Source organism: Corallococcus sp. CA049B, from assembly GCF_003611685.1.
Taxonomy (GTDB): domain Bacteria; phylum Myxococcota; class Myxococcia; order Myxococcales; family Myxococcaceae; genus Corallococcus; species Corallococcus coralloides.
Window position 1 is genome coordinate 40,212 of the sequence record NZ_RAWC01000031.1, and the last position, 18,461, is coordinate 58,672.

Below are 18,461 nucleotides of genomic sequence, written 5' to 3' on the forward strand. Positions count from 1 at the left end.
CGCGGCCTCCCATGCCCCCGGTTCTAGCAACTCCTCAGCGCGCCCGGACCTGGGGAGCCGGCGACACCACGTAGGCGGACGCGGAGTCATCCACCTTCACTTTCGGTGGACGCCGGGACTCCTCGAAGAGGCGGTAGCCCGGCTCCAGGCCGCGCCAGAAGGCCTTCCGCGCGTCGGTGACGCCGGAGAGGGCCTCCAGCGCCGCCAGCCCCGCCGCGTCCAGCCGGCGTGGGAAGAGGTGCACCGGCACGTCGCGGCCCATGCGCGCGCGGGCCTCGGACACCATCACGTACAGCTCCTCGATGGGGCCGTCCTCGATGGCCAGGCAGCCGATGCTCACGCAGTCGCCGTGGATGTAGATGTCGCCCCCGGGCTTCGCGGCGCCCAGCTTGCGGTCCAGCGCGTTCGGGTAGCTCACCCGCATGGACAGGTGGTACGCGCTCCACGGGTTGAAGAGGTCCACCGTGTAGAAGCCCTCCGGGACCTGCAGGTCGCCCTGGGCCCGCTTGGGGCCCACGTCGCCGGAGGCCGCGCAGACGGGGAAGGTGCGCACCTTCACCAGCGGCTGGCCCGGCCTGCCCGCCCAGACCTCCAGCTCGCGCTCGACCTTGAAGGCCCGCAGGTAGAGCTCCTCCGGGGGCCAGGACAGCCCCGCCGCCTTGAACGTCTGGACAAGGCCGGCCGTCTGGCGCCTGCGGGCCGCTGCGACCCGGTCCTCCGCGTGGGCGCACAGCGAGGCCAACAGGACACCGCACGCGAGCAGGGTCTTCATGGGCGGAATGCTCCTTGGCGGAAAACCGTTTGACGCCGGGCGGACGTCAATCCGGTCCCTGGGCAGGGATGGGCGGCGAACAGGCTACACGCACGGGGGCACCCCTGGCCCCCTGCTTCCCAAGCTGCTAGCAAGCGGTACGTGGGCTTTCTGGATGACGTTCAGCGCAACGGCGATGGAAACCGGGGGCTGCCCGGTGTTCTCATCTCCAACGTGCATCATGGCGAGCAGGGGCCGCCGGTGTGCGCAACGACGGATGCTCCCCGCCCCGTGCCGTTCCGGCCTTTTGCCTAAGAATGAATGACTCCCTCGAGACCCTCCTCGCCGACGGCATCATCGACGCCGTCATCGGCCAGCTGAAGACGGGGAAGGAGGCGGAGGTGTGGCTCGTCCAGCACGCCGGCCAGGTCGTCGCAGCGAAGCTGTACAAGGAGCGCCACGAGCGCAACTTCCGCAACAACTCCGGCTACAAGGAAGGCCGCGAGGTGCGCAACTCGCGCACGCGCCGCGCCATGGAGAAGGGCAGCCGCTTCGGGCAGGCCGCCGCGGAAGAGGCGTGGAAGAACGCGGAAGCGGACTCGCTCTACAAGCTGCACGCACAGGGCGTGCGCGTGCCCACGCCGGTGCTGTTCTACGAGGGCATCCTCCTCATGGAGCTGGTGCGGGACGCGGAAGGCCAGCCCGCGCCCCGGCTGGTGGAGGCCCCGCCCCAGACGCCCGAGGAGGCCGAGGCCCTCTACCTGGACCTGCGGGCCCAGGTGGTTCGCACCCTGTGCGCGGACCTCATTCACGGGGACCTGTCGCCCTACAACATCCTGATGAGCGGGTCCGGCCCGACCATCATCGACTTTCCGCAGACGGTGGCGGCGGCGCGCAACAGCCAGGCGGAGTTCTACTTCCGCCGCGACCTGGACAACGTGCGGCAGTTCCTGGAGGGCTTCTCGACCCGGCTGGCGGGCCGCGCGGGTGACACGGGCGAAATCTGGAACGCGTACGTGCGGCGCGAGCTGACGCCGGAGTACGTGCCGTCGGGCGCGTTCCGCGAGGCGCCGCGCCGGCAGGGCGCTGGCCGTCAGGCGTCCCGGCAGGAGCGGTTCCTCCAGCAGGAGGAGGCCCGGCGCAACGAGGCCCGTCCGGCTCCGGCGCCCGTGGCGGCGGTGGAGGTGGAGGAAGGGCTCAGCGCGGAGGAGGCGGAGCTGCGCGCGCTGGAGGCGCTGGTGCTGCGCCAGGGTGGCGGCGAGCGCGGGCGGCCCATCGTCACGGCGAGCCCGCGGGATGGGCGTCGGCGCGGTGGGTTTGGTGGCAAGCCGCCGCCGCGCACCGGCAACGCGCCGAGGCCCGGGAACGGCGGGCCCCAGCAGAACGCGGGAGCGCGTCCGCCCCAGGGGGGCGGCAACAACCGGCCCAACGGCAACACCAACGGGCGTCCTCAGCAGGGCGGGCCGCGCAACGGCGCTCCGGCGCAGGGCGCGAATGCTCCGGTGGCGCAGGGCGATGCGCGCATGAACGGTCGGCCGCAGCAGGGAGGGCCGCGCAACGGCAACCCCCGCAGCGACGGACGTCCGCCGCGCCAGCCCAACGGCGGGGCGCGCACGAATGGCCAGCCGATGGGCGAGAACGCTCAGGCGCCGCAGCAGAACGGCCGGCCGCCACGCATGAACGGCCAGCCGCACGGCGAGAACGCGCAGGCGCCGCAGCAGAACGGCCGGCCGCCACGCATGAACGGCCAGCCGCACGGCGAGAACGCGCAGGCGCCGCAGCAGAACGGCCGGCCGCCGCGCATGAACGGCCAGCCGATGGGCGAGAACGCTCAGGCGCCGCAGCAGAACGGCCGGCCTCCGCGCACGAATGGCCAGCCGTACGGCGAGACCGCTCAGGCTTCTCCGCAGAACGGCCGGCCGCCGCGCATGAACGGGCAGTCCCGCGGCGGTGAGGCGGGCCAGAACGGCCAGCCCCACGGCGACAACGGTCAGGCGCCGCAGCAGAACGGCCGGCCGCCGCGCATGAACGGGCAGTCCCGCGGCGGTGAGGCGGGCCTGAACGGCCAGCCGCGCATGAACGGACAGCCGTCAGGCGAGAACGGCCAGGAGTCGCAGCAGAACGGCCGGCCGCCGCGCATGAACGGCAGGTCTCGTGGCGGTGAGGCCGGCATGAAGGGTCCGTCGCGCCAGAACGATCAGCCATATGGCGGTGAGGCGGGCCTGAACGGTTCGCCGCGCATGAACGGCCAGCCTCACGGCGGTGAGCCGGATGTGAACGGCCCGTCGCAATCGCAGAACGGCAACGGCCGGCCGCCTCGCAACGAGTGGCGCGCGAATGGGCGTCCGCAGCAGAACGGCGGGCCCCGCCAGGATGGGCCGGGGGCGCAGTCGCGCATGAACGGCCGGCCGCCTCGCAACAACGGCTCCTTCCAGGATGACGCCCCGCAGCAGAACAGCGAGCCGCGCCAGAATGGCCGGGGTCCGGGCTCGGGTCCCCGCGAGGCGCGTGGCAACCTGCCCAACAACGGTCCCCGGATGCCCCGTCAGGGCCCGGAGCGCGGCGCGGGACGTTCGTCCCGGGGTTCCGCGCCCCAGGTGAGCTACGTGGCCCGTCCGCCCGCTGCCTCGTCCTCGAACCCCGAGACGGGCTCCTCCTAGCCGTCGGGCAGGGGAGCCCGTAGCTGAGCTCCCCGCCAGCGGCGCACCGCGAAAACCTGTCCGACTGTCGGACAGGTTTGGCGGACCCCGAGGTCGGCCCCGGCGACAGCCGGACCCTGGAAACCTGTCCGACTGTCCGACAGGTTTGGACGACGCGAGCCCAGCCCCGTCACCCGCCGGACCGCGAGAACCTGTCCGACTGTCGGACAGGTTTTGAACCGCGCCGTCCGGGAGGTGCCGCGCCCTACTCCGCCTTCACCGGGGGCTGTTCGCGCGCCAGCTCCTCACGGAAGAACCGGCTGCCCTTCGCGAGCGTCTCCATGTACGGGCGCACGTCCTCGCGGGCCTCCGGGCTCAGCTTCGCGAACGGCGTCACGTGCGCGTCCGGCACGTAGCGGAACGTCAGGTTGATGCGCCGCGTGCGGAAGTCCGGCAGCTCCGGCGGCATCACGTGCCCCGCGCGCGTGTCCACCCGCTGCACCCGGTGGAACGTCTGGTCCTTCCACTGCGCCCCGCCAAAGAGCTGCAGCGCCCCGTCATCCAGCCACTGCTCCAGCACCACCGCGTCCCGCTCGCCGGGCCGCGTGGACGTGACGAACTGGATGAGCGCGCGCTCGCCCAGGGACAACGACGCCACCGGGCCCGGCTCGAAGTCCTTGTGCTCGCCCACGCGCGCGGTGTCCACCCAGCGCCCGTCCTCCAACCGGCTGCCGTAGAAGTTCACCAGGCACGTGTTGAGGTGCCAGCCCTGCGGCATGTCCGGGCCCCGGAACATCCGCCGCGCCAGCGCCTCCACCTTTTCAATCTGCCGCTGCAGCACCGCCGGGAACGGCTCCGCCTTCACGCAGCGGTTCTGCACGCCCTTCGGGGGCCGGTAGTAGTCCAGGCACGCGAACTGCCAGTTGCCCAGCCAGTACACCGGCCGGAGCAACCGCCGCTGCTGCTGCCCCTCCGGCGGTGGGAAGTGCTTCGAGTAGCGCTCCTCCCACAGCGGATGCAGCGTGCCCAGCCACGCCAATATCTCCGCGCGGTCCGCCGAGTTCAGGAAGCTCGCGTTGTAGTGGTGGCCCGGCGTGCGCTGCGCGGCCTTGCGCGCCAGCGGGGAACCCGGGCCCCTGCGGGGAGGCAAGGCCATGCGCTCAGGTCCTCACGCCTCGGAGGCGGCCACGTCCAACGCCAGTTCGATCATCTCGTCGAACGTCGTCTGACGGTCCTCCGGCGACAGGTGCTCGCCGGTGCGGATGTGGTCCGACACGGTGAGCAGGGACAGCGCCCGAGCGCCGAACTCCGCGGCCACGCCGTACAGGCCGGCGATCTCCATCTCCACCGCCAGGATGCCCATCTTCTCCAGCGTCGCGTTGAGCGCTTCCTGCGGGTGGTAGAAGAGGTCCGAGGTGAAGACGTTGCCCACGCGCACCGGCTTGTTGCGCTTCTCCGCCGCCTCCACCGCGCGCCGGGCCAGCGTGAAGTCCGCCACCGCCGGGAAGTCGTGGCCCATCACGCGCATGCGGTTCACGTTGGAGTCCGTGCCCGCGCCCATCGCCACGATGACGTCGCGCAGCTTCACGTCCGTGCGCAGCGCGCCGCAGCTGCCCACGCGGATGAGCACCTTCGCGCCGTAGTTCTTCACCAGCTCCGTCGCGTAGATGGAGATGGACGGCACGCCCATGCCGTGCCCCATCACCGACAGCCGCTTGCCCCGGAAGGTGCCGGTGAAGCCCAGCATGTTGCGCACCGCCGTGACGGAGCGCGCGTTCTCCAGGAAGCGCTCGGAGATGTAGCGCGCCCGGAGGGGATCGCCCGGCATGAGGATCACTTCAGCGAAGTCACCGGGAGACGCGGAGATGTGCGGAGTTGCCATGGAAGCAGAAGCCTTTCAGCGCCCGGTCGAAAGACCGGAGGGAACACCCGTGGGAACGGCCACCGGCGTCGGTGCCGGCGCGGCGGGAGTGCACGGGTTGGGCAGCTTGCCCGAAGCCGCGGGCGCCGTGTTCACCAAAGCGGGGCCCTGCGCCAGGGGAGGCATCCGGCGCGGCGGCAGCTGCACCGGCGGGGGGATGGGGCAGTGCGTGCACGGGCCCTTCAGCGGAATCACCAGCCGCCGGCCAATGCTCAGGAACGTGTTGCGCATCCGGTTGGCCTTCTTGATGGCCACCACGCTGGAGTTGTGACGCATCGCAATGCCACCCAGCGTGTCCCCGTTGCGGACCTTGTACATCATCAGGTTCTGGTCCGGCTGGAGCGCCAGGAGCGGCGCCACCCGGCGGCCCAGCTCCTGCGCGCGGCCGTTGAAGAAGCGCACGTGGAAGTGGTCGCGGTGCCGGCGCGCGTGCTTGATCAGCGAGTTGAAGCCCGCGTTGAACAGCGAATCCAGCCACACCTTGTCCTCGCCAATGGACAGCGCGTAGTCGTACAGGACCTTCATCACGCGCTTGTCCACGAGGATCATCTGCACGTCGGTGTTCACCACCAGCGAGCGGACCAGCGCCCAGTTCATGGCCACGTCGATGTAGCGCTCCCGCTCGCGCTCACGCACCGGCTCCGCGGTCGGGTAGTAGAAGCCGAAGTCCACGTCGCGGCCGTTCTGGTGGCTCTTGTGCGGGCGCAGGTAGCCGCCGTCCTTGGTGGACAGGCGGTTGACGCGCAGCGGGGGCACGTTCGGGTACTGCGCGCGCACCGCGCGGATGGCGGCGACCACGTAGTCCACCGTCTCCTGCGTGCCGTAGGCGATGTCCGGCGACACCACCAGCCAATCCTTGTCATCCGGCACGCGCACGCTGTTGAGCTGCCGGCCGCTCTCCACGAAGCCGATGGACATGGAGCCCAGCGTGGCCGGGTCCTTCTTCCACGCCTCGGTGAGCGCCTCGTCGGACAGGTCCGCGGTGTACAGCGGCCCCGCGGGCGCGGCGGGCGCGAGCGGCGCCTGCATCTCGCCCTCCTCGCTCACGCCTTCGTCCTCGGTGGCCGCGGTGGCCTCGTCCTCCTCTTCCTCCGCGTCCACGGGGCAGGGGTTCTCCCGCACGGCGGCGTCGGTGACGACGGCGGCGACCTCCGCCGGGGAAGGCATCGCGATGGGGGCACCGGACGCGCTCACGGCGGGCGTGGCCTGGGACTCGGCCGGGGCCGGGGCCTGCTCGGGCTGCGTCGCGGCCGGCGTCTCCACGGGCGGCGTCGCGGGCGAGGCCTGCACCGGAGCCGGAGCCGGGACGGGAGTGACGACACGCGCGGCGCAGCCGGCGCAGAACAGGAGGATCAGGAGTGAGGAACGCACCGGGCCGCAGGATGGCCCGAGATGCCCGGGTCACCAAGCGCGGAGCGCGATTTTGACTGCGCGTACGCACCCCTGCCTGCCTGCTTCAAACACCCCGTGTGAAGCCTTCCGCCTCCAGCGCCTGCGAGGCACGGCGAGGCGAGAGCACATCGAAGGGCAGGCGCCGTCCGCCGCCCATGGACAGCACGCGCTGGTCCTTGCTCACCAACCACGACGCCCCCGCGCGCGCCGTCAACTCCAGGAACTTCTGATCATCCCGGTCCCGGCACGGCGGCAGCTCCACCGGAGTGCCCTCTCCGTCCGCGATGCGCACGAGCGCGCCGTACGCATCGCGCACCGTTCGCTGCGCGTCCGCCGTCAGCTTGAACGAAGGATAGGCGAGCACCAGCGCCAGCTCCTTCAGCGTGTGCCGGTCCGCCCACGCCGTCAGCGCGCCCGAACGCAGCGCCTGCGCCAGCGGCCGCGTGAAGACATCATCAAAGACGAACACGTCCAGCACCACGTTGGTGTCCAGCACCACGGAACGAATGGCAGGCACAGCGGAAGGCGTCTTCACGGTGAAAGAACTTTCCGTCACCAACACCGCGGACACAACCCCGCCGTTTCACGCGTCAATCACAATGCACGGAGGGTTCCTGGCGGAAACCAGGAATCACCGACAAGAATGCCTCTCGTTGAACCCCTCCCCCTGGCCGGCCCCCGCCGGTGAAAGGTCTGTCCATGAAGCCCTCGTCCCGTTCGCTGTGTCTGACGTTGCTGAGCGCCGCTGCCCTGCTCGGCGGCTGTGGAGGCGAGGAGGCGCCCACGCAGCAGGGTGAAGGCGTCGTCGTGCCGCCGGTCCAGACGGACGCCGCCGGCAACGGGCTGAGCGCGAGCGCCGCGTACTGCGACGACGTGACGACGTGGGACCCGGCCTGGGTGCAGTTCGAGACGGACGTGCTCACGCTCATCAACCAGCGCCGCGCGGCGGGCGCCACCTGTGGCGGCGTGGCGAAGCCGGCGGTGGGCGCGCTCACGACCAATGACAAGCTTCGCTGTGCGGCGCGCAAGCACTCCAAGGACATGGGCACGAACAACTTCTTCAGCCACACGGGCTCCAACGGCTCCACGCCGTGGCAGCGCATGGCGTCCGCGGGCTACAGCTACCGGACGGCGGCGGAGAACATCGCCGCGGGCTACGGCACCGCGCAGGCGGTGGTGGACGGCTGGATGGCCAGCACGGGCCATTGCAACAACATCATGAACGGGGCGCTGAAGCAGTCGGGCATCGGCTACTACAACGCGCCGTCCAGCACGTACCGTGCGTACTGGACGCAGGACTTCGGCACGCCGTAGTTCCTGCGGAAGGGCGGAGGGCTATGCTCCGCGTCCCATGCCCTCCCCCTTCGCCGAGCACTTCCCCGCCCTGCGGTCCGGCTTCAGCTACCTGGACAACGCGGCGGGGGCGCAGGTGCCCACGCACTGCATCGACGCCATCCATCAATTCCTCTCGGGTGGCAGCTGCAACGTGGGCCAGCCCTACCCCGCCTCCCGCGTGGCCACGGCGCTCAAGGCCCGGGCGCGCGAGGAGACGGCGGAGTTCCTGAACTGCCGGCCGGATGAGGTCATGCTCGGGCCCAGCGCCACCGCGCTCACCTTCCAGGTGGGCCGCGCCGTCTCACGCCTCTTCCAGGCGGGCGACGAGGTGGTCATCTCCGAGCTGGAGCACGAATCCAACGCGGCCCCGTGGCGCGCGCTGGAGGCGCAGGGCGTGAAGGTGACGACCTGGCGCGCGAGCTGGCCGGAGGGACGGCTGGAGCCTTCCGAGCTGCGCAAGCTCGTCACGCCGCGCACGCGGCTGGTGGCGGTGTCCGCGGCGGCGAACTCCGTGGGCGCGACGCCTGACGTGGCCGCGGCGGCGGAGGTGGCGCACGGCGTGGGCGCGTGGCTGTTCGTGGACGCGGTGCACTCCAGTCCGCACCACCTGCCGGACGTGCGCGCGTGGGGCGCGGACTTCGCGGCGTTCTCTCCGTACAAGGTCTTCGGTCCGCACCTGGGCTGTCTGTTCGTGCGGCGCGAGCTGCTCGCGGGGCTCCCGGCGGACAAGCTGTGGTTCATGCCGGATGACGGTCCGCAGAAGTTCGAGCCGGGCACGGCGAACCACGAAGGCTGGGCCGGCTGGCTGGGTTCGCTGCGCTACCTGCGTGACGTGCTGGGCGGTGGCCAGCCGGGACGTGAGGGATTGACGCGGGCCTTCCAGCGCATCGCGCAGTTGGAGCAGCCGCTGCTGGAGGCCACGCTGGAGCAACTGTCCCGTCATCCGCGCGTGCAACTCTACGGGCCGGAGACGTCCGCCGGGCGCGTGGCCACGTTCTGTTTCAACGTGACCGGTGTGTCGCCGCGCGCCGTGGCCGAGCACCTGGCGGAGCAGGGCGTGGGCGTCGCGGCGGGGCACTACTACGCGACGATGGCGGCCCAGGCGCTGGGGCTCATGCCCGACGGAGCGGTGCGCGCGTCGCTGCTCCACTACAACACGGCGGAGGACGTGGGGCGGTTGCTCGCGGCGCTGGATTCGCTTCCCTGATGACTCCGAGGGAGTGGCGTCCTGCTCCGCGTCGACTTCGACGAGCACGGGGCCCCTTGCACAACAACATCCTGCAGTTCCAGGCTCAATCATTTCCTCCAAGACGGAGCACAGGAGCATTAGCATCACCTACTATACCTAGAGGAGGAACCCACCTTGAGCGAATGGTTTCGGCAACTCATCGGCGTTCGATTAACTGTATCGGTACCGCGTCCGACTCCCCTTCTACCTGGATGGGAACGGCAGGTACGCAAGGCAGCAGAATCAAATGATCTCGATCTGATTGATGCGACGTCTTCAGAAGATCGATTAATGCTGCGCCTATTCGACCGGGGGAGCAGGCCGACAGTAGGTCCCCGAACCCGCGATTTCGCCCAAGCGGCCATGGACGCCTTATCCATTCCTGCGAAGAATCGCTCCCTGGCAGAACTCAGCGTAATGAGCCCCCGAGTTCTTCTCCAAAAAGGAGCAACTTGGTTTGCCATCGCACTACCCGTGATTGGGCTTATCTACGGAATCTGGCGACTTCTACTGTGGACTTTCTATTGGTGGTTAGCTACGCGCTCAGTAGAGAGAAGTCTCGTTGTCATCGCACCATTCGTCTTCGCTGGCTTGGTTGTTGCGGCTGCATATCTCTCCGATAGCGCCAACGACATTGAACGCCCGTTCCAGCGAGCATTTGGAGATAAGACACCCCCCTTCATAGGCAGGAGGCGTTTATCAGATGGCACCTATCAATACTCCGACGGAAGGATTGTCCGGCACGACTCCACTGGACACTTGTTGGAAGTCACCAGCAAATCTTCTGACCCAAATACCGATCCGAGCTTGCTCTCGGCGCCGGCTGAAGTGCCCCTTAGCATTACTGAAGACCATCTAGAGCCTGAACAGATTGTTCAATTAGATGCTAGCGCAAAGATTCGCAGTCGGACAACGTCCATCCGAGATGATCGCGATCTGCTTTGGGTTCGTGCCCAGCGGGCATTTCAGCTAGCCTGCTTCTTTCTTTTTCTATCTGCTGGTGGGCCAGGAGTTGCAGTTTGGCTACTTGTAACAAGTCGGGACTGGCACTACCTACTTGCAAGCATCAGCCTAGCGGCTGTTCCTCTAGCTATTGGGCTTGCTCTTTTACGTCATGACAACAAACTGCGCGAGCAACATCGTGACGCTGAATCGGAACTCGCCGCACTTGACCGCCTCCAACTGGCCCTCGACTACGCCCAGGGCGACACCAAAGACACACAACGCGAAACCCTGCGAAAGGTAATCGGCCAGCTGCTTCGCCCATCTAAACCTTCCTCGCGCCCTGAGTCTCGTCGTCCAAGCAAGACTGGCGAAAAGGATGCGGACGACGGCAGCATTGTGGGAGCTGTCTTTGGAAAAGCAGCCGACTCCGTTGCGGCGGCTCTCAAGAAAGACGATTGAACAAGAAGGACGATTGAATACTCACCAAGGGAACCAAGTCCTGGCGACACTCGCCATCAGAAGAGGGGCCTGTCAATAAATGCACTAGTCAACTTGGCCTTGCCGGCAGCCTCTTCGCGGTGATGTTCTCATTAACTGAATGCAGTAGACTACAGTCTTGTGTTCGCAGGAGCACCCGTACGAGCGTTACGCCTCCACGGGTGGAGGGGGCTGCTTCGCCGTCAGCGTCGCCCCCGCGGACGCCACGCTCACCAGCGCGACCGCCAGCCATTGCAGGGGCGTGAGCTGCTCGCGCAGGAACAACCACCCCACCAGCGTGGCCACGCCGGGCTCCAGGCTCATCAGGATGCCGAAGGTGCGGCTGGAGAGCTGGCCCAGCGCCATCATCTCCAGCGAGTACGGCAGCGCGCTGGACAACAGCGCCACGCCCACGCCCGCGGCGAAGAGTCCCGGCGTCATCCGCTCCAGGTGGCCCTCGCGCAGCATGAAGGGCAGCACCGTCAGCATGGCCACCACCATGCCCGCCGCCACGCCCTGCCCTTCCGGCACCCGGCGCGACAGCCTTCCGCCCGCCAGGATGTAGAGCGCCCAGCACGCGCCCGCCGTCAGCGCCAGCACCACGCCCAGCGGATCCAACCCGCCGGGCTTCGCCGTCCACGGGGTAATCAACACGATGCCCGTCGCCGCGAAGAGCACCCACACGAAATCCAAGACCTTGCGCGAGCCCACCACCGCGAGCACGAAGGGCCCCACGAACTCCAGCGTCACCGCGAGCCCCAGCGGGATGCGCGCGATGGCCAGGTAGTACGTGAGGTTCATCACGCCCAGCGCCACGCCATACGGCACGACGGCCGCCCACTGCGCCCGCGTGTAGCGCAAGAGCGGCGGGCGGAAGTAGGCCAGCAGCATCACCGACGCCAGCACCAACCGCAGGCCCGCGGCCCCCACCGAGCCCAGGACGGGGAAGAGCCCCTTCGCGAGCGCGGCGCCCCCCTGCACGCTCACCACGGCGATGAGGACCGCGGGAATGGGGGGCAAGGCGGAGACACGGCGTCCGGCGACTTCACTCATGGCGCCGGAATCTACCCAGGGTGCCTCACGGATTCACGGGCGCACTCCGAAGCAGCGCACGGCGAGCAAGGAAGCGGGAGACATTCCACTCCGGGACCGAGTCCCGCTGCTCCAGCCGCTCCCGGTGCTCCTTGAGCACAGGCGCCAGCCGCCCCTGGTACGTCTCCTCGAGGATGGAGTCCGCCAGGACCAGCCCGGGCACGGCGTCCGCGGACAGGTCGTAGAACATTTCGGTGTCCAACGATCCGGTGCGCGCGTACCGCTCCAGGTTGTGGCGGACGATGAAGGCCTCCGGGTTGAGGAAGTTGAGCACCAGCACCGAGCCCAGGGCCGTGGCGAAGGCGCCCACCGCGAAGCGCTCCGGCTTCCACCACAGCGTCACCGCGCGCCAGGCCAGCGCCGCGCCCAGCGCCACCATGAAGACGTGCGTGTGCACGCGCAGCAGCGTGTAGCCGAACGCGTCCTCATACAGCGACAGACGCCGCATCGCCGACGCGAGGATGATCAGCGTCAGCACCACCATCAACGACGTGCTCGCGCGGAAGACGGTCTGCGCCACGCGCGTCTCGCGCCGGGTCCAGCGCGTCAGGGCCATCACCAGCGCCAGCGTCAGCGAGGCGACGACCACCAGCTCGAAGAAGCCGCGCCGCGCGTACTCCGCGAAGGTGTAACCGGCGGCGGGCGACGACGCGTCGCCGACGAACAGGTACGCCACCTGGAAGGCCGCGAAGACGAAGAACAGCGCGTTCACGGCGAAGATGAGCGTGAGCGCCTCGATGAGCCCCAGGCGCGGCGTGGCCGACGCCACCTCCGCGTCCCCCAGCTCCTTCGTGGCGCGGCGGCGCAGCGCATGCCCCAGCACGCCCGCGGCGACGCTCGCGCCGAACGCCACGCCCATGCCGCGCAGCACCAGCAGCTCCAGGTCCAGGTCGAACGACAGCATCCGCTCCAGGGTGGAGGAGAAGACGCCGTCCGCGGATTGCAGCAGCACCCCGAACACGAACAGCACCGGCACCGCCAGCAGCAGGCCCCGCGACAGCGCCCCCAGCAGGCGCGAGTGCGTCTTGAGCCCGCGCACGTCCACGCTGTCCCGGACGAGCACCGGCGGGTAGAGCAGGCTCTGCGCGGCGGAGCCGAAGAAGACGAGGAGGTAGTCCGCGAGCCCCAGCCGCTCCACGCGTCCCGCGGCCCAGAAGTGCGAGAGCATCATCAGGAGCACGGCCGCGGTCATCGCGTTGAGCGCCAGCAGCCACGAGCTGTCCCGCACCGCCACGAAGACGCTGACCAGGCCCAGCGGCGCCAGCAGCCACGCATTGGGCCGCGCGCGCTGCCAGCCTTCACGTCCGCCCAGCCACGCCAGCGCGCCCACCAGGGCCGCCACCAGCAACGGGAAGCCCAGGCCCCAGCGCGCCCGTTCGAGCAGGACCTCCGCGAGCACCCCCAGGGCCAGCGACGCCGCCAGCGTCCGGCGCGGGGCGCGCACCCAGGGCAGCACCGGCCGCTCCGGAGCCACGACGGCGGGAGCGGGAGAAGGAGGAAGCGGGGACATGGGAACGGATGGGTTCATGGCGTCGGCACCTCGCGGGCGCGTCAGCACCCGGAACGACGGCAGGATGCACACGCCCGGCGGCACGGCCGGGGGACTCGGGGGCGAGCGGTCGCGGAGTCACGCCGAACGGCGCCGCCCCTCTGGTGGCCGGTCGGCACCTCCCGGGCCTGGAGCGGCGGGACGGTCCCACCCGGGGTCCGGCTCACCGGGACCTGGAGTCCGCGCCCTGGACGACGCCGCGAGCCGCGCCGCGTCGACGGACACTCCGCGCCGGTCCGCGCGGCACCCGGGCAGGCCCGATGGTAGGTTGCCGCCCCGATGTCACCCCCGCCGCGGCTCCCCTTCCGCTTCCGTCCCCGCTCGACCCTGGCCCTGTGGGGCCTGGTGCTCGCCTTCGCGGGCTGTGACGGCCAGTCTCCTCAAGTCCAGTCGGTTCCGGATGCCGGCGCCTGCGTCCAGGGCAACTGCCCCCAGCCCGACAGCGGAACGCCGGTGGATCCCTCCGGCACCCGCGTGCGCATCGCGGCGTTCAACGTGCACCGCCTCTTCGACACCGTCTGCGACACGGGCTCCTGCGGCGGCTCCAACTACGAGGAGCTGCCCACCGAGGCGGAGTTCGAGGCGCAGGTGGCCCAGCTCGGCCGGGCCATCACCGCGCTCAACGCGGACATCGTGATGCTGGAAGAGGTCGAGACGCAGAACTCGCTGGATGGACTGTTGAAGAAGGTCCCGCAGTTCCCCGAATCGCGCCTCGGGGAGACGTACACCCGGGCCTCCGTGGACGTCGCGGTCCTCTCCCGCCACGCCATCACGGAGGTGCGCAGCCACCGCAACCTCTACATCTTCAGGCCGGATGGCTCCGCCACCCGCTTCTCACGCGACCTGCTCGAGGTCCACGTGGACGTGGAGGGCACGCGGGTCATCGTCTTCGCGGCGCACTTCCGCTCCAAGGTGGACGACGATCCGGGCCGCCGCATGGCGGAGGCCACCGCCGCGCGGGAGATCCTCCTCGCATCGGCGCGGGAGTTCCCTGACGCGATGATCGTGCTCGGCGGAGACCTCAACGACATCCCCGGCTCGGAGCCCATCAACGCCCTGGACCAGGCCCTGCTGCGCGTCGCGAAGGACCGGCCGGACAACGAGACCTGGACGTACTTCTACTCCGGCAGGGGTCAGGCCATCGACCACCTCTACCTCGCGCCCAACGGGGGCGGCGCCTATGTGCCGGGCTCCTTCCGTGTGGCCCGCGAGCCCACGGGAGGCTACGGCGGCTCCGACCACGGCGCGGTGTACGCGGACTTCGCGCTCACCCCTCGCTGAAGCGCGGGGGACGGCGAGCCCCGCACACTCCCCTGCCCTGTCAGCGCGCCGCCTGTGGACCACCGCACGCGGAAGGCCTGACATTGACGCGGCAATGACAGCCAGGGAGGAGCCATCCTCGGCGGCCGATTTCCAGCCCGGCCCCCCTCCCTACCTTCCTTGCCATGAACAGCAATCGCGTGGCGCATGCGGCACGCCACCCCCGGGCGCTTCGGCATCCCGTCCCGGAGGGCAGGCCATGATTGAGGTGCGCACCTTCGAAGGTGACGCCTCCGAGGCGTCCTGGTTCCTCAACCGCGTCTGGCAATCCACCTACGGCAAGACGGCCCCCATCCCCGTCTGGGACAAGCGCTTCTGCGACTGGCGGCTGTTCCGGGACGGACGGGCGCCGCGCGATTACCTGCTCGCGGCATACGAGGGAAGGACGCTGGTGGGCACCCTCTTCGCGGAGCCCGCGAAGCTGCGCCTGGGACGCCTGGAAGTGGACGGCAGCTATGGACTGCGGGCCACCGTCACGAACTCCCACCGGGGCCAGGGCATCGGCGCGAAGCTCGCGCACGAGCTGCTGCGGCGGCACCAGGACCGGGCGGCGCGCCTCACCCTGGGCTTCACGACCACGGAGCCCCGCCCGCCGGGCTTCTGGCGGCGCACGTGGAACACGCGCCTCTTCGGAGGGCTGGGGCTGTGGATGTATGCCTTTGATGCGCGCGCGCTCGCCCGCTGGTCGTTCACGGACAACGAGCGGAGGCTCTTCACCCTGGCGCAGCCCTTCCTGAGGCACCGCTTCCGGGAGGCGGACCCCCAGGGCATCCGCCCCTACCAGCCGGCGGACCTGGGCCGCTGCACGGCGCTGGTCCACGACATGCTGCGCCCGGTGACGCTGGGCTACACGTACTCGACCGAGCAGCTGGCGGCCCAGCTCCAGTACCGCGACGTGCCCCGGACCTTCGTGCTGGAGCAGGACGGCGAGGTGCGCGGGCTGGTGAGCTCCCACAGCCTGTTGATGACGGGCGTGGGAGAGCTCACCGCGGAGGTCGTGGACCTGATGGCCTTCCACGCCTCCGTGTCCGCCAGGGACCGGCGGCGGCTGCTCCAGGTGGCCATGCAGGACATGGAGCGCCGGGGCGTGGCGTTCGCGGGCATGCTGCGCGGGCCCGGCACGCCGGCCTGTCTGTTGTTGCGCTCGGGCTGGGTGCCGCTGCCCCGCCGCGCGACGGTGACGTGCCTGATGCCCATCTGCGACCTGGACCTGCCCGCGGACCCGTGCGTCTTCACGCACCTGCGCTGACGCGCGAGCCCTGGACCTTGCGCAGCAGCCACACGGCCCCGCTGGCCACGGTCCGCACACCCCCGCCCGCGCAGACGCACAGCGCGGGAATGACGAGCAGCAGGTACTGCGGCCACTTGGTGTTCCACAGCAGCAGGAACACCAGCCCCACGACGGCGGCCACCGCCCACACGGGGCGCTCGCGCCACGTCCGCGGCAGGCCCAGCACCGCCAGCGGCAACAGCGCCCGCGCGTTGAAGTGCGTGAGGTAGATGCCCGGGTCGGAGCCTGACAGCCACGTGTCCGTGAGGAACACCAGCGGCTGGTACCAGGGCAGCCCGGCGCGGCGCACGTGCTCGTTGTGGGAGTAGTTCCAGTGGAAGGTGATGGACTCCCACAGCGACGCGAACGGAGACGCCCACAGGGCAGGGTTCGCCAGGATGAACACCGCCGCCGTGGAAGCGACGATGGCGGCCCACGGACGCCACCGCGTGCGCGCGCCCGCCACCAGGAAGGGAAGGAACGTGAGCCCGCCCACCAGGCCATACGGATACTTCCCCGCCGCCGCGAGCCCCAGCAGCGCGCCGGACCCCGCCGTCCATCCCGGCGCGAAACCCATCCGCCGGGCGCGCTCGAACGCGAGCAGCGCGAGCACCGCGAGCAGCCCCGGCACCGCCTCCAGGTACGCCTGCGACGTGTACTTCGTGTGGTACGGGTCCCACGCGAGCAGGAGCGCGCCCAACGGATCCACGAGTGCGACGAGCCCCACCTGGAGCACCCCGGCCACCGCGGACAGGCCTCGCGTCACGTTGAACGCGGGGCGCGCGGCGTCCGGGATGGGCCGGCCCATGGGGACGTCCCGCCAGTCCGGCGCCGGGGCGCCCGACACGCGCACGGCTTCGGCGAAGAGCAGCTTCACCAGCGGCGGGTGTTCGAAGTTCTCCCGAAGCTGGCCGATGTCGCCCCAGCGGCCCTCGTCCACCATTTGGGCATAGGTGAAGGCGATGGGCAGGTAGACCGCCTCGTCGAAGTCCTGGCCCAGGCGTTCCACCGCCCGGGAGCGCTGCCAGACGGCGACCGCGATGGCGACGAGTGCGACGAGGAGGGCCAGCAGGCGCGTGCGGGACACGCGCGAACGGATATCACGAACGTGCGGCCCGCCGAGCAGCCGGGGCACGGCCCTGGTGACGCGCGGCCCGACGCCCCAGCTTTGGAGCATGAGAATCGTTCGCATCCTCACCGTTGCCGCCCTGCTCGCGGGCGGATCCGCCGTGGCGAAGAAGAACGACACCGTGGAGCTGCGGACGCCCCGGACGACCGTGCGTGCGAGCGTCGACGCGCAGGGTCTCCAGGGCCCGGACCTGAAGCTCCAGTTGTCGGACAACGCGCTGAAGGGCCAGGCCTTCCAGCGCCCCGTGGACCTGAAGCTGTCGGAGCGGCGCATCGAGGGCACGGTGGGAGAGAAACCGGTGGAGCTCACCGTGGCCGAGCGCCCGGACGTGGTGGAGATGATGGGCACCTTCGCGGGCCAGCCCTCGTCGCTGACGCTCAGTCCGGACGCGCTGACGGGGTCGGTGGGGCCGTGCGGCTACAACCTCATCATCGAGCGCGACCGCAAGCACTACCGGGGCACGCGCGCCTGCGGCGACCAGCGCGAGAACAACGTGTTCGTCTCCATCCCGAAGTCCCTGGAGCAGGAGTCCGCGACCGGGCGCATGGCGGCGCTGAGCGTGCTGCTCGCCCATCCGTGAGCGCGGCGATGGTGCGCGGGGCGCGGGTGTAGTGAAGTCCGCGCCGTGTCCACCCTTCCCTCCGGCGTCGCGCCCGAGCGCACCATCGGGCCGTTCCAACTGCTGGCCCTGGGCGTCAACGGCATCGTGGGCGTCGGCATCTTCTTCGCGCCCGCGGAGGTCGCGGCGCAGGCGCCCGGCCTGGGCGCGGTGTGGGCCTTCGCGCTGACGGGGCTGGCGCTGGTGCCGGTGGCGTTCGCGTTCGCGGTGCTCGGCCGGCGGTTCGACTCGGATGGAGGGCCCGTGGTGTTCGCGCGCGCGGCGTTCGGCGAACGCGTGTCGTTCCTCGTCGGCTGGGTGGCCTACGTCAGCGCCTTCCTGAGCACGTCCGCGGTGATGGCGGGCCTGGCGCGAGCGGTGGCGCCGTCCGTGGGCCTGGGCGGGCCCGTGGGCGAGCGGCTGCTGGCCTCCGCGCTGGTGACGGGGCTGGCGGCGCTGGTGGCGTCGGGCATCCGCGTGTCGGCGCGGACGTGGACGGCGCTCACGGTGCTGAAGCTCGTGCCGCTGGCGGTGCTGTTGGGTGCGTTCTTCTTCCTGCCTGACAGGGCTGTGCCGCCACCGCTGCCCGCCACGGGAGCGTCCTGGCTGAAGGCGGGCCTGACGGTGATGTTCGCCTACCAGGGCTTCGAGATCGTCCCGGTCATCGCGGGGCAGGTGCGCGCGTCCGAGCGCACGGTGCCCATGGCGACCGTGGGCTCGCTGCTCCTGGCGATGCTGCTGTACGTGGGGCTCGTGTGGGCGTGCGTCGCGGCGCTGCCGGACCTGGCGGGGGCGAGCGCGCCCCTGGCGCAGGC

At 70.2% G+C, this 18,461-nt stretch carries 16 protein-coding genes; 8 read left to right on the forward strand and 8 right to left on the reverse strand.

Annotation, left to right across the window (positions count from 1 at the left end; all coding sequences use genetic code 11):
• Window positions 1-34: 34 nt before the first annotated feature.
• A complete protein-coding gene (locus D7W82_RS10085; protein ID WP_120618135.1) occupies window positions 35-772 on the reverse strand; it encodes a murein L,D-transpeptidase family protein in 738 nt (245 codons plus the stop codon).
• 296 nt (window positions 773-1,068) lie between these two features.
• Here D7W82_RS10085 and D7W82_RS10090 point away from each other — a divergent pair, with 296 nt between their 5' ends.
• Window positions 1,069-3,411 (forward strand): RIO1 family regulatory kinase/ATPase, encoded by a 2,343-nt coding sequence (locus tag D7W82_RS10090; protein WP_120618136.1) that lies wholly within the window; start codon window positions 1,069-1,071, stop codon window positions 3,409-3,411.
• 244 nt (window positions 3,412-3,655) lie between these two features.
• Here D7W82_RS10090 and D7W82_RS10095 read toward each other — a convergent pair whose 3' ends face one another.
• The 4 genes from D7W82_RS10095 to D7W82_RS10110 form a co-directional block, all read right to left on the reverse strand.
• The gene (locus D7W82_RS10095; protein ID WP_120618137.1) at window positions 3,656-4,546 is read right to left on the reverse strand and encodes an alpha-ketoglutarate-dependent dioxygenase AlkB; all 891 of its coding nucleotides are present in this window, start codon (window positions 4,544-4,546) and stop codon (window positions 3,656-3,658) included.
• Window positions 4,547-4,558: 12 nt separating this feature from the next.
• Window positions 4,559-5,272, reverse strand: coding sequence for a purine-nucleoside phosphorylase (gene deoD / locus D7W82_RS10100; protein ID WP_120597913.1), 714 nt, complete (start codon window positions 5,270-5,272; stop codon window positions 4,559-4,561).
• 15 nt (window positions 5,273-5,287) lie between these two features.
• Window positions 5,288-6,682: a penicillin-insensitive murein endopeptidase gene (locus D7W82_RS10105; RefSeq protein ID WP_120618138.1), complete on the reverse strand. Its 1,395-nt coding sequence runs from the start codon at window positions 6,680-6,682 to the stop codon at window positions 5,288-5,290.
• 85 nt (window positions 6,683-6,767) lie between these two features.
• Entirely contained in the window at window positions 6,768-7,220 is a 453-nt protein-coding gene (locus tag D7W82_RS10110) for a putative toxin-antitoxin system toxin component, PIN family (protein WP_233587402.1), read from the reverse strand.
• A gap of 182 nt (window positions 7,221-7,402) precedes the next feature.
• Here D7W82_RS10110 and D7W82_RS10115 point away from each other — a divergent pair, with 182 nt between their 5' ends.
• The 3 genes from D7W82_RS10115 to D7W82_RS40030 all read left to right on the forward strand — a co-directional run bounded on the left by D7W82_RS10115 (window position 7,403) and on the right by D7W82_RS40030 (window position 10,670).
• On the forward strand, window positions 7,403-8,017 hold the full coding sequence (locus D7W82_RS10115; protein ID WP_120618139.1) for a CAP domain-containing protein: 615 nt from the start codon (window positions 7,403-7,405) through the stop codon (window positions 8,015-8,017).
• Window positions 8,018-8,054: 37 nt separating this feature from the next.
• Complete coding sequence (locus tag D7W82_RS10120) at window positions 8,055-9,245, forward strand: cysteine desulfurase-like protein (protein ID WP_120618140.1); 1,191 nt, start codon at window positions 8,055-8,057, stop codon at window positions 9,243-9,245.
• Window positions 9,246-9,401: 156 nt separating this feature from the next.
• On the forward strand, window positions 9,402-10,670 hold the full coding sequence (locus D7W82_RS40030; RefSeq protein ID WP_147439284.1) for a hypothetical protein: 1,269 nt from the start codon (window positions 9,402-9,404) through the stop codon (window positions 10,668-10,670).
• Window positions 10,671-10,856: 186 nt separating this feature from the next.
• On the opposite strand, the gene D7W82_RS10125 is transcribed toward D7W82_RS40030, so the two are convergent.
• Window positions 10,857-11,741, reverse strand: a complete 885-nt coding sequence (locus D7W82_RS10125; protein WP_120589708.1) for a DMT family transporter — start codon at window positions 11,739-11,741, stop codon at window positions 10,857-10,859.
• Window positions 11,742-11,766: 25 nt separating this feature from the next.
• Window positions 11,767-13,308 carry a DUF4153 domain-containing protein gene (locus tag D7W82_RS10130; RefSeq protein WP_147439285.1) on the reverse strand — a complete coding sequence of 514 codons (1,542 nt, stop codon included), beginning with the start codon at window positions 13,306-13,308 and terminating at the stop codon, window positions 11,767-11,769.
• 300 nt (window positions 13,309-13,608) lie between these two features.
• Between D7W82_RS10130 and D7W82_RS10135 the strand changes: the two genes are divergently transcribed.
• Both D7W82_RS10135 and D7W82_RS10140 read left to right on the forward strand, forming a co-directional pair.
• Window positions 13,609-14,610 (forward strand): endonuclease/exonuclease/phosphatase family protein, encoded by a 1,002-nt coding sequence (locus tag D7W82_RS10135; protein ID WP_120618142.1) that lies wholly within the window; start codon window positions 13,609-13,611, stop codon window positions 14,608-14,610.
• Between the two features lie 238 nt (window positions 14,611-14,848).
• Window positions 14,849-15,898 carry a GNAT family N-acetyltransferase gene (locus D7W82_RS10140; protein WP_120618143.1) on the forward strand — a complete coding sequence of 350 codons (1,050 nt, stop codon included), beginning with the start codon at window positions 14,849-14,851 and terminating at the stop codon, window positions 15,896-15,898.
• Here D7W82_RS10140 and D7W82_RS10145 read toward each other — a convergent pair.
• On the reverse strand, window positions 15,882-17,006 hold the full coding sequence (locus D7W82_RS10145) for a hypothetical protein (RefSeq protein ID WP_120618144.1): 1,125 nt from the start codon (window positions 17,004-17,006) through the stop codon (window positions 15,882-15,884). The two genes, D7W82_RS10140 and D7W82_RS10145, sit on opposite strands and share 17 nt — an antisense overlap.
• A gap of 88 nt (window positions 17,007-17,094) precedes the next feature.
• Here D7W82_RS10145 and D7W82_RS10150 point away from each other — a divergent pair, with 88 nt between their 5' ends.
• Window positions 17,095-17,628, forward strand: coding sequence for a hypothetical protein (locus tag D7W82_RS10150; RefSeq protein ID WP_120618145.1), 534 nt, complete (start codon window positions 17,095-17,097; stop codon window positions 17,626-17,628).
• 84 nt (window positions 17,629-17,712) lie between these two features.
• Window positions 17,713-18,461 (forward strand): APC family permease (locus D7W82_RS10155; RefSeq protein ID WP_120618149.1); only part of this gene is annotated, 749 nt, incomplete at its 3' end.

Coding starts and splice junctions, on each gene's coding strand:
- D7W82_RS10090 (WP_120618136.1), top strand. CDS start 1,069: ATGAATGACTCCCTCGAGACCCTCCTCGCCGACGGCATCATCGACGCC.
- D7W82_RS10140 (WP_120618143.1), top strand. CDS start 14,849: ATGATTGAGGTGCGCACCTTCGAAGGTGACGCCTCCGAGGCGTCCTGG.
- D7W82_RS10125 (WP_120589708.1), bottom strand. CDS start 11,741: ATGAGTGAAGTCGCCGGACGCCGTGTCTCCGCCTTGCCCCCCATTCCC.
- D7W82_RS10085 (WP_120618135.1), bottom strand. CDS start 772: ATGAAGACCCTGCTCGCGTGCGGTGTCCTGTTGGCCTCGCTGTGCGCC.
- deoD (WP_120597913.1), bottom strand. CDS start 5,272: ATGGCAACTCCGCACATCTCCGCGTCTCCCGGTGACTTCGCTGAAGTG.
- D7W82_RS10130 (WP_147439285.1), bottom strand. CDS start 13,308: ATGAACCCATCCGTTCCCATGTCCCCGCTTCCTCCTTCTCCCGCTCCC.
- D7W82_RS10115 (WP_120618139.1), top strand. CDS start 7,403: ATGAAGCCCTCGTCCCGTTCGCTGTGTCTGACGTTGCTGAGCGCCGCT.
- D7W82_RS10135 (WP_120618142.1), top strand. CDS start 13,609: ATGTCACCCCCGCCGCGGCTCCCCTTCCGCTTCCGTCCCCGCTCGACC.
- D7W82_RS10120 (WP_120618140.1), top strand. CDS start 8,055: ATGCCCTCCCCCTTCGCCGAGCACTTCCCCGCCCTGCGGTCCGGCTTC.
- D7W82_RS10150 (WP_120618145.1), top strand. CDS start 17,095: ATGAGAATCGTTCGCATCCTCACCGTTGCCGCCCTGCTCGCGGGCGGA.
- D7W82_RS10095 (WP_120618137.1), bottom strand. CDS start 4,546: ATGGCCTTGCCTCCCCGCAGGGGCCCGGGTTCCCCGCTGGCGCGCAAG.